The organism is Desulfitispora alkaliphila (assembly GCF_050433185.1).
GTDB lineage: Bacteria > Bacillota > Desulfitisporia > Desulfitisporales > Desulfitisporaceae > Desulfitispora > Desulfitispora alkaliphila.
This window is the reverse complement of record NZ_JBNPXS010000027.1, coordinates 30,408-41,215: the sequence shown is the minus strand read 5'-3', so window position 1 is coordinate 41,215 and position 10,808 is coordinate 30,408. Positions and strand designations below refer to the sequence as shown.

At 38.5% G+C, this 10,808-nt stretch carries 13 protein-coding genes; all 13 read right to left on the bottom strand.

What is annotated here, in order from left to right:
* Positions 1–111: 111 nt before the first annotated feature.
* The 13 genes from pnp to GGQ84_RS10430 all read right to left on the bottom strand — a co-directional run bounded on the left by pnp (position 112) and on the right by GGQ84_RS10430 (position 10,684).
* Complete coding sequence (gene pnp / locus GGQ84_RS10490; RefSeq protein ID WP_429162400.1) at positions 112–2,268, bottom strand: polyribonucleotide nucleotidyltransferase; 2,157 nt, start codon at positions 2,266–2,268, stop codon at positions 112–114.
* Between the two features lie 123 nt (positions 2,269–2,391).
* On the bottom strand, positions 2,392–2,661 hold the full coding sequence (gene rpsO / locus GGQ84_RS10485) for a 30S ribosomal protein S15 (RefSeq protein WP_429162399.1): 270 nt from the start codon (positions 2,659–2,661) through the stop codon (positions 2,392–2,394).
* Between the two features lie 76 nt (positions 2,662–2,737).
* A complete protein-coding gene (locus GGQ84_RS10480; RefSeq protein ID WP_429162397.1) occupies positions 2,738–2,959 on the bottom strand; it encodes a hypothetical protein in 222 nt (73 codons plus the stop codon).
* 13 nt (positions 2,960–2,972) lie between these two features.
* Positions 2,973–3,197, bottom strand: a complete 225-nt coding sequence (locus tag GGQ84_RS10475) for a hypothetical protein (protein ID WP_429162396.1) — start codon at positions 3,195–3,197, stop codon at positions 2,973–2,975.
* A 58-nt stretch (positions 3,198–3,255) separates the two neighbouring features.
* The gene (locus GGQ84_RS10470; protein WP_429162394.1) at positions 3,256–4,218 is read right to left on the bottom strand and encodes a bifunctional riboflavin kinase/FAD synthetase; all 963 of its coding nucleotides are present in this window, start codon (positions 4,216–4,218) and stop codon (positions 3,256–3,258) included.
* A gap of 13 nt (positions 4,219–4,231) precedes the next feature.
* Positions 4,232–5,131 (bottom strand): tRNA pseudouridine(55) synthase TruB, encoded by a 900-nt coding sequence (gene truB, locus GGQ84_RS10465; protein WP_429162392.1) that lies wholly within the window; start codon positions 5,129–5,131, stop codon positions 4,232–4,234.
* Positions 5,132–5,142: 11 nt separating this feature from the next.
* Complete coding sequence (locus GGQ84_RS10460) at positions 5,143–6,126, bottom strand: DHH family phosphoesterase (RefSeq protein ID WP_429162390.1); 984 nt, start codon at positions 6,124–6,126, stop codon at positions 5,143–5,145.
* A complete protein-coding gene (gene rbfA / locus GGQ84_RS10455) occupies positions 6,116–6,469 on the bottom strand; it encodes a 30S ribosome-binding factor RbfA (RefSeq protein ID WP_429162388.1) in 354 nt (117 codons plus the stop codon). Before rbfA ends, GGQ84_RS10460 begins: the two co-directional genes overlap by 11 nt.
* A gap of 14 nt (positions 6,470–6,483) precedes the next feature.
* The gene (gene infB, locus GGQ84_RS10450; RefSeq protein WP_429162386.1) at positions 6,484–8,514 is read right to left on the bottom strand and encodes a translation initiation factor IF-2; all 2,031 of its coding nucleotides are present in this window, start codon (positions 8,512–8,514) and stop codon (positions 6,484–6,486) included.
* Between the two features lie 24 nt (positions 8,515–8,538).
* Entirely contained in the window at positions 8,539–8,841 is a 303-nt protein-coding gene (locus GGQ84_RS10445) for a L7Ae/L30e/S12e/Gadd45 family ribosomal protein (RefSeq protein ID WP_429162384.1), read from the bottom strand.
* Positions 8,842–9,114, bottom strand: coding sequence for an RNase P modulator RnpM (rnpM, locus tag GGQ84_RS10440; protein WP_429162383.1), 273 nt, complete (start codon positions 9,112–9,114; stop codon positions 8,842–8,844).
* Positions 9,107–10,189, bottom strand: coding sequence for a transcription termination factor NusA (gene nusA, locus GGQ84_RS10435; RefSeq protein WP_429162381.1), 1,083 nt, complete (start codon positions 10,187–10,189; stop codon positions 9,107–9,109). The genes rnpM and nusA overlap by 8 nt, the downstream gene beginning before the upstream one ends.
* A gap of 21 nt (positions 10,190–10,210) precedes the next feature.
* Complete coding sequence (locus GGQ84_RS10430) at positions 10,211–10,684, bottom strand: ribosome maturation factor RimP (protein ID WP_429162379.1); 474 nt, start codon at positions 10,682–10,684, stop codon at positions 10,211–10,213.
* Positions 10,685–10,808: the final 124 nt, after the last annotated feature.

The window sequence follows — 10,808 nt, the reverse complement described above, 5'->3', positions numbered from 1 at the left end:
ACACCCTTGTCATTGGCTAGTGGTTCCCACTACCAAGCCCACAGCGGACTTTCACCGCCAAGTTACCGCCCGTGCCGGGCACACATAAAAAAAAAAAAAAGCCAATAACTTTTAGTTATGGCTTTTTTCCGTATTGTTTTTTTCCTGCTCTCTCATAGCAGCTTTTCTAGATAGGTTGACGCGTCCTTGCTTGTCTATCTCAGTTACCTTAACTAAGATTTCATCTCCAACCTTTACTACATCTTCAACCTTTTCCACTCTGTCTTCTGCTAACTGAGATATGTGTACAAGGCCTTCTTTGCCTGGTAGAACTTCTACAAATGCTCCAAAGTTCATTATTCTCATAACCTTACCCATATACAGCTTGCCTACTTCCACGTCTACTACTAAGTCTTCAATCATTTTTAGTGCTTTGTTTCCAGCTTCAACATCAGCAGCTGCAATATAAACCTTACCGTCATCTTCTATATCTATTTTTACACCTGTTTCATCCACAAGCTTTTTGATTGTCTTTCCACCAGGTCCAATTACATCTCTAATCTTATCTGGATTGATGTACATAGACATAATTCTAGGTGCATATTGAGATAAGTCAGACTTAGGCTCAGCGATTACCTTTAGCATCTCACCTAAGATATGCATTCGACCCGCTTTCGCCTGCTCTAGTGCTCTTTGAAGTAATTCTCTACTCAAGCCATCAATTTTTATGTCCATTTGAATTGCTGTAATACCCTTTTTTGTTCCCGCTACTTTGAAGTCCATATCTCCAAGAGCATCTTCTACACCTTGAATATCTGTCAAAATAGCTATTTGATCACCTTCTTGGATCAACCCCATAGCTACTCCAGATACAGGTGCCTTAATAGGTACTCCAGCATCCATCAATGAAAGAGTACTACCACAAACACTGCCCATTGATGTAGACCCATTAGAGCCTAAGGCCTCAGAAACTAATCTCAGTGTGTATGGGAAGTCTTCTTCTGACGGAATCATTGGCTCTAGCGCTCGCTCAGCTAAGATACCATGCCCAATCTCTCTTCTTCCAGGACCCCGCATTGGTCTAGCTTCCCCTACACTAAAGGGTGGGAAGTTGTAGTAATGCATATACCTTTTTGATTCTTCTATCCCTAGTCCGTCTACTATTTGCTCTTCACCAATAGCGCCTAAAGTAGCTACAGTTAGTATTTGCGTTTCCCCTCTGGTAAATAGACCTGAACCATGAGTCCGAGGTGTAATTCCAACTTCACATCTAATTGGTCTCACTTCATCATGGGCTCTTCCGTCTACTCTCATTTTCTGCTCTAAGGTCATCTTGCGCATGTTTTCCTTTTCAAGCTTACCAATAATGCTCTTTATATCCTTTTCCTGCTCAGGAAACTCCTCAGCTAGCTCTTGAACTAATTCCTTTTTGACTCCAGTAATGTGTTCATCTCTAGCTTGTTTCTTAACCTTGTTTTCAGCACAATATACGATAGCATCTTTAATTTTATCGTTAGCAACTGCCTTAACTCGCTCTTCTAGCTCCTCGTTAACAGCATCCACTACTGCTTCAGCCTTTTCCTTAGCTAGATTAACTTCTAATGCTTGGGTACGATACTCATCCTGAAAACTAACAATCCTCTTGATTTCTTCGTGACCAAACATGATTGCCTCTAAAATTACTTCTTCTGATAACTCTTGAGCTCCTGCCTCAACCATTAGAACTGCATCTGCTGTCCCTGCTATAGTTAAGTTCAGTTCACTTTCTGCCGCCTGTTCAACTGTTGGGTTTATTACGTATTCGCCACCTACTAGACCAACTGTTACTGCTCCTATAGGCCCTTGGAAGGGGATGTCCGACAGAGTTAGAGCAAAAGATGCACCAACCATAGCTACAACATCTGGTGAGCTGTCTTGATCTACTGATAAAACAGTAGCGACAATATGTACATCATTTTTGTACCCTTTTGGGAAAAGTGGCCTAATAGGTCTATCAATCAATCTTGAGGACAAGACTGCTTTCTCACTAGGTCTTCCTTCCCTTTTCATGAACCCTCCTGGTATTTTACCTACTGCATATAACCTTTCCTCATAATCCACAGTCAATGGAAAAAAGTCAATTCCCTCTCTCGGCTCCTTAGATGCAGTAGCCGTTACAAGTACCATTGTGTCTCCATAACTTACAACCGCTGAACCATTAGCTTGATTTGCAAGCTTTCCTGTTTCAACCTTTAACTGCCTTCCACCTAGTTCTATGCTTTTAACCAATGGCTCGTTAAAATAACTCATATAATAACTTAACCTCCTATCTTGGTATAATTCACAATACTTTTCTACATATTGTTTAGTATTTCCTTCTTTACCTATAAATAAAACTAAAAGAAAGAGCGGATTTTAATCCGCTCTTTACTCTTATCGTCTCAAGCCAAGCTTTTCAATTATTTGACGATATCTTTCGATATCAGACTTTTTAAGGTAATTTAATAAACCACGTCTTTGACCAACCATTTTTAAAAGACCACGTCTTGAGTGGTGATCTTTCTTATGAGTTTTTAAGTGCTCAGTCAAATAAGTAATTTTTTCCGTTAATATAGCTACCTGTACTTCAGGAGATCCTGTGTCACTATCGTGTAGCTTGTACTTTTCAATTACTTCTTTTTTACTGTCTGAATTTAGAACCATGTTTTTCACCTCCTTAAAATGTTAACCCCAAAAGCCAAGTCTACCGCCGGAGATACGAATAACCTAGCAAATGGTTTTACTTGCCAATCACTGTTATAACCAGTCTCCCCGAAGGGATGTCTTTAGCTACTATATCAAATATCCTGCCAGACTTGCTTATAAATCCCCTAAACCTTGTTGCTGTAGGTATCTGGCCAGGCAATTCGCTAGCAGCTTTATAGATGTCTTCCATTGTTATTTTCTCTTGCCGCAAGTCCTTAAGCCTCTTTTTTGCGTGCTGAGTCACAATGATTCTCACTTTAGCTACCCCGCTAGCAAGATTTTTGGTCTATTTGACCAAAATCCTCTTCTGCAAGGATAGTATAAAGCGCATCTTGAAATGCCTGAACTGAAGGTTGCTCTAGTTTACTTGACTGGTAAAAGGCCTCGAGTTCCTCTTTTAAAGCAAGGAAGTTATCACTGATGCATATATTTGCAATGAGATGCACATATTTTTTCATTTCCTCGTGACTGGCATCAATAGCAGGCTCTGTCATAATACATCCTCCCTTGACATCAGTAGTTTACCACATAAAAATAATAATGTAAATCTAGTTAGTAAACTTTATTTGCAAATCCCTCAGAATATACCTCTGTTTCAAAAAAACTTATGGTAGCATTTATATCTTCATTAATTTTATCTACTAGTGCAGTTAAATTATCAAATTTTTGCTCATTGCGAATCTTTTTGAAAAGTTGTACAGTAATTTTTTTATTGTATAAGTCCAGCTTAACCTGGGGAATATGCACTTCTACTCTCAATGAAGATCTGTTTGTCACCGTAGGTCTAAGACCAATATTTAATACTCCAATATACTCTTTTTCCTGAATAAACACTTTTACTGCGTATACGCCTCTGCCTGGAATCAATATGTTGGAGTCAATGTCCATATTAGCAGTGGGAAAACCAATTTTTCTTCCCAATTTATCGCCGTGAACAACAGGCCCTTCCAAAATAGGAAAGTATCCTAGAAGTTTACTAGCATATTCTACATCCCCATCTATAAGCAGCTTGCGAATTTTGCTACTGCTAACTACCTCATCTTTGTATTTAATGGGCTCAATCACATCTACACCAAAATTATTTTGGCTACCAATTGTTTGTAACATTTTCCAATCGCCACTACCCTTGTAACCAAAATGGTAATTAAATCCCACAACAATCCTCTTTAAGTCAAGTTTTTGTAAAAGCATTTCCTCTACAAATTGATCGGCTTCCACTCTAGAAAAGGACTCATCAAATTCCTGAAGCACCACTGCTTTAATACCCATTCTTTCAAGCATCTTGAGCTTTTGTTCAGTTGAAACTATTAATCCAGGCAAATTACCCGCTCTCAGGATGCTCATAGGATGAGGGTCAAAAGTATATACCATTGGTGTTCCATTGCACTCCCGGGCCCTTGAAATCGCCATTTGAATTAACTCTTGGTGCCCCAAGTGCAGTCCATCAAAGTTTCCAAGTGCTACACATGCTCTTTTGAAATCTACTTTTTCCTTTAGACTGCGCAGAACTTCCATAGGCAATTACCCCTTAACCGATAAATTTTATCATTTTCAAACTTGAATAGTTGCTGTTTTCTTTTATCTCACCAACACCAAGAAAATTGTTGCCTTGGTCATAAACCCTTACCATCTTATCCAAAGGAAGATTTTGTTTTAGCTTCACTACAACCCCGTTGCTAATTTTTTTGAGTTCTTCATCATTACCAACTATGTAAGCCGGATATTCCTCCAAGCCTTTATCTATGGAATTTCCTAGTACATTAAAATTTAGACCTTCTTCATAAAAGCGCTCTAGAGTCACTGAGTCTTCAATTCTAAAGCTACCTGACCTAGTTCTTATAAGAAAGGACATGGTTCCACCGCAGCCTAACGCTTTTCCAATATCGTGACATATTGTTCTCACATAAGTCCCCTTGGAACAGTTCACATCAAATAAAATGCGAGTTAAACCACCGTCAGATTTTATTTTTAAGATTGTTAGCTTAGATATAAATATTTTTCTTCCAGGTTTAGTTATTTGCTTACCTTGACGCGCTAGCTTGTATAAGGGGGTTCCCTCATGCTTAACAGCTGAATATGCAGGGGGTATTTGGATAATCTCACCTTGATATTCATGAAAGGCTGTCTTTATTTCTTCCTCGGTAATACCATTTGTGTTTATTCTTTGCAAGATTTCCCCTGTAGTATCTTGGGTATCAGTTTCAATTCCCAGTACCATTTCACATCTATAAGCCTTGTCCTTCTCAGTTAAGTACTCTAGCATTCTTGTGCCTTTCCCGACCCCTAAAACTAATACTCCTGCCGCTGCCGGGTCCAGTGTTCCTGCATGTCCTACCTTTTTAGTCTTTAATTGTTTGCGAATAAAACCCACCACATCATGGGAGGTCATGCCCGGAGGCTTTAAGCAATTTAACAACATATCCATCATAGCTTGTCATCCTATCTGGCCACCATTTTTTGCGCTTCAGCAATTACTTCTGCAACAGCTTTTTCTAGAGCTCCATTAATTTTGCATCCAGCTGCCCTTTGGTGTCCCCCACCGCCAAACTTAGATGCTAATTGGTTAACATCCATATCTCCCTTTGAGCGAAAGCTAATTTTAACTACGCCCGGGGTCATCTCAGTAAATAAAATTCCAATCTTCACACCAGCTACTGATTTAGTATATCCCACAAGACCTTCTATGGCGCTGGTATCTTTATAATTAAACTCTTCTATCAATTCGTGCTTTAGTTTAATCCAGCATATTTGCCCATCATCAGTTCTATCTATTTGTGCTATTGCTTTAGCCAAAAAACAGATATTCTCAAACTCTACTGTCTCATATACACTTTCATTTATCACATCTAAGTTAGCTCCCAAATCCAATAGCTCACTAGCAATTCTAAGGGTTTTACCAGTAGTGTTTTGATATCTGAAGGAACCCGTATCCGTCATTATAGCCGTATATATAGCTGTAGCTATGTGTTGATCAATTTCCACATTGAGCTCCTGCAGAAGGTAATAAACTATTTCTCCAGTAGCACTGGCGTGGGGATCGATTAAATTGAGCTCCCCATAGCTTGTGTTACTTATGTGGTGATCTATATTAACTATAGGCTTTTCTTTTGCTATCTCACTAAACTCCGATGCTAGCGTTTCTCCCACACGACTTGAATCAGTGCAATCCAAGTAAACAGTTACTCTTTTAGAGTTATGCTGTTCTAGGGTGTTTGCAATAGGTATTCTGTCAGTCATGAAATCATATTTACTTGGTGTTAGATCGCTGTTGATAAGAATTACGTCTTTACCCATATTTTGCAATGCTAAACCTAAGCTAATCATTGAACCTATATTATCCCCATCAGGACTCACATGGGATACTAATGTAAAGTAATGATTTTCCTTAATGCATTCTACTATGGATGTCAGATCATTTTTCATTATCTTCACCTTTAACTTTATCTAGTAACTTGTTGATTTTTTCTCCGTATGTTTGAGAATCGTCTAGTTTAAAGTGTAGCTCTGGAGCATATCTTAGTCTAATCCGCTTTGCCAGCTCAGATCTAATATATCCACTGGCTTTCCCCAGAGCTTGCTTGCAGCCCTCTATATCTTTTTGTCCCAACGTGCTGATGTAGATATTTGCATGTCGCAAATCATTAGTAACTTCCACATCTGTTATTGTTAAGGTTCCGATTCTAGGATCCTTGGCCTCTTCTCTTACTATTTGTGCTATTTCTTTTTTTATTTCTCCTGCAACGCGATGAGCCCGATGTGTGGCCATTTTAACCCCTCCATTTACAGTTCCCTTTTTACCTCCTCAAAGGTATAAGCTTCAATTTCGTCGCCTTCTTTGATGTCATTAAAGTTCTCAACACCAATTCCGCACTCATATCCTTGGACGACCTCTTTAGCGTCATCTTTAAATCTCTTCAGGGAATCGATGTCTGATTCGTGGATTACCACGCCATCTCTAATTACTCTAACTTTTGAGCTATTAGTTATTTTACCATCGATCACATAGCATCCTGCTATAGTTCCAGCTTTTGGAACCTTGAATGTAGCCCTTACTTGTGCTCGACCTTGAACAACTTCTTTTATATCTGGATCAAGTAATCCTGACATTGCTTTTTTCACGTCTTCAATGGCATCATAAATAACTCTATATAGTCTTATATCTATACTCTCTTTTTCAGCAGCTTTTCTTGTATTAGCATCTGGCCTCACATTAAAACCGATAATAATCGCGCTTGATGCTGTAGCTAACATAACATCAGTTTCTGTTATATTTCCCACACCGGTGTGAATAATGCTAACTCTTACTTCATCAGTATCAAGTTTTTCAAGTGACTGTCTTAATGCTTCAACAGATCCCTGAACATCTCCCTTAATTATGATATTTAAGTCTTTAATGTTTCCTTCTCCCACTTGCTTAAATAAGTCATCTAGGGAAACGCTGCTTTTTCGTTTTTGAATTTCTTCTTTCTTTATGTGAATTTTCTTTTCAACTATACTTCTTGCAATCTTTTCTTCAGAAAATACCGTAAAAGTCTCTCCTGCTTCAGGTACATCTGATAGTCCTAATACTTCTACTGGATATGAAGGTCCAGCATTTTTTACCCGCTTTCCAGCATGGTCCATCATGGCTCTCACTTTACCGTAAGATAGTCCTGCTACTAAAATATGACCTACATTGAGAGTTCCTCTCTGTACGATAACTGTGGCTACAGGCCCCCTGCCTTTGTCAAGCTTTGCCTCAACTACAACCCCAGTTGCTAAGCGATTAGGGTTAGCCTTAAGTTCCTCAACTTCAGCAACCAATAAGATCATTTCCAGTAAATCATCTATACCTTCATGAGACTTTGCTGAAACTGGAACACATATGGTTTCGCCCCCCCACTCTTCTGCTACTAAACCGTGCTCAGTTAGTTCTTGCTTAACTCGATCAGGATTGGCTTCGGGCTTATCCATCTTGTTGATAGCGACAATTATAGGTACCTCAGCAGCCTTAGCATGGTTAATAGCTTCTATAGTTTGTGGCATAACTCCATCATCAGCTGCTACTACTAGAATGGCAATATCTGTAGACTGAGCTCCCCTGGCTCTCATAGCAGTAAAGGCCTCGTGTCCAGGCGTATCTATGAAAGTTATCTTTTTATCATTTGCCTGAACCTGATAAGCTCCAATGTGCTGTGTAATTCCACCTGCTTCCTTTGCAGTAACTCGAGCACTTCTAATAGCATCTAATAGTGATGTTTTTCCATGGTCTACATGGCCCATTACTGTAACAACAGGAGGTCTTTCTTCTAAATCCTCAGGATTATCTACTTCTTCAGGAATTAAATCTTCTTCCTTAATTTCTTTTACTTTTACATCATACCCAAATTCAGAGGCTACTAATGAAGCTGTATCCACATCTACTTCCTGATTAATCGTTGCCATAACACCTAAAAGCATTAATTTTTTTATCACTTCTGCACTGCTTTTATTAATAGCATCTGCTAGTTCTTGTACAGTTATGTTAGGGCTTATTTCTATGAATTTTTCTGTCTCTTCTGGGGATTTTGCTGTATTATTACTAATTTTCTTATCTCCTTTTTTGCCACTTTGATTTTTGTTTGCCCCACCTTTTGTTTGTTTAGGTGCAGCTTTTATGCTGGTATCTTCTTGTTTTTTCCCTAAACTCTGCTTCAGTTTTTCCGCTTCTTCTGTAGAAATACTACTCATATGGTTTTTTACGGTGATATTTAAATCATGAAGTTTTGTAACGATATCTTTACTGTTTTCACCTAACTCTTTAGCCAACTCGTAAACTCTTATTTTTACCATCAATTCACCCCCAAAAATACTAACCTACTCTAAATATTTTTTTATTTGCATCGCGAATTCCCTGTTGCTAATGCCTATTACCGTTCTTGGTGATTTACCTATTGCCAGTCCCAGTTCCATCTTTTGTCCAAACTGAATTGCTTCTACACCATGAAACTGGCATTTTAAAAGCAAATCCTCCGCTATCTGTTTAGACGCATCAGTGGCGACAATAACTAGCTCAATTTTTTTATTTTTAATATGACTTTCTACCTGATTTACTCCTGATACGATTTGTCCAGATCTTTGGGCAAATCCAAGAAGAGCGAATACTTTTTGTTGTTCCATTTATTTGTCTTCACCCACACTTTCCCTCAACTGGTCAACAACAGAAACAGGTATGCTTTGTTTAAAAGACTTTTCCAAGCCTTTAGTTTTCACACTTTTGTCGAAACATTCTGAGTTATTACAGATATAAGCCCCTCTTCCCGACTTTTTGCCGGTATTATCAACTGAAAAATCACCTTCAGCTGATTTGACAATTCGTATTAGCTCTTTTTTATTCTTTGTTTCCCTACAGCCAACACAAACTCTCACGGGGATTTTCTTTGTTTTACTCATCAGTATCCTCCTCAAAAATTGGGAGTTCAGCTTCACTTTCTAGACCGGCCTGACTTTCACTTTTTATGTCTATTTTCCACCCAGTTAATTTTGCAGCTAATCTGGCATTTTGTCCTTCTTTACCGATCGCTAAAGATAGTTGGTAATCAGGGACTACAACAGCAGCTACACTTTCTTTTTCATTAATGTCCACTGACAAAACTTTAGATGGGCTAAGAGCATTGGCCACGTAAACAGCTGGGTCCTCACTCCACTTTACTATATCAATTTTTTCGCCCCGCAATTCGTTTACTATTGCTTGTACCCTGGCTCCTTTTGGCCCTACACATGCCCCTACAGGATCTACATTTTCGTCACTGGAATGTACTGAAATTTTTGATCTGAATCCTGCTTCTCGAGAAACTGATTTGATTTCAATTATGCCGTCATGAATTTCGGGCACTTCTAACTCAAATAATCTTTTAAGAAGTCCTGGATGAGTTCGGGAAACCATTATCTGTGGCCCTTTAGTAGTTTTTTTCACTTCCACAATATAAGTTTTTACTCTATCATTGTGTTCGTAACTTTCACCGGAAATTTGCTCGGTTGGAGCTAAAACTGCTTCAACCTTTCCAAGATCTATAAATACATTTTTTTGCTCTTGTCTTTGTACAATCCCTGTAACAATATCTCCCTCTCTATTGGAGAACTCTTGATATATGATTCCTCGTTCTGCTTCCCTAAGCCTTTGAACCACAACCTGTTTAGCAGTTTGCGCTGCAATTCTTCCAAAATTCTTAGGAGTTACTTCCTGCTCAACTACATCTCCCTCTTCGTATCGGGGATCGATTTCTTTCGCTTCTGCTAAGCCAATTTCTGCGCGATCATCACTAACTTCTGCCACTACATCTCGTCTAGACATAACCTGGATTTCGCCTGTAGTTCTGTCTATATGAACTTTAACATTTTTTAAGCTGCCAAAGTTTTTTTTGTACGCAGATACCAAAGCTGCTTCTATTGCTTCAAGCAATACCTCAATGGCAATACCTTTTTCCTTCTCTAAATCATTAAGTGCTTCTAAAAACTCAGTGTTCATACTTTCCCTCCTTATTCATTTTTAGAAATCTACCCATAGGTGAGCACTGGCAATCTGGTCGTATTTAATTGTAACTTCAATATTATTTTCAATATGGATTGTCACATCAGTGTCTGTAGTATCAGCAATTACACCAATCACTTCTTTTTGCTTGTCATATATTGCCACATAACCTTTGATTTTTGCTTTTTTTCCTATGAACTTTTCAAAATCACTTGGTTTTTTTAAAGGCCTTTCTATTCCCGGTGATGAAACCTCTAAAAAGTATGAATTGGGCACTACATCATGCTCATCTAGAAGTACGTCCAATGCTGAACTGACTTTTTGACAATCATCCAAATTAATACCATCATCTTTATCTATGTAAACTCTGAGAAACCAGTTTTCTCCCTCTTTTTTGTACTCAACATCAACTAGTTCGTATTCTGAAAGTTTAGCGTCACTTTCAAAAAGAGGATTAATTAGTTGCTCAACTTGTTCAGCTACCTTTGACATATTAACACCTCCTTAAAATATATGAAAAGAGTGGGCATTGCCCCACTCTTTTTCCGCAAAGTAAATGTACGTCTCCGAATTCGCTATAAGTATATCACAAAGAGTATTCTTTGGCAAGAAAGCC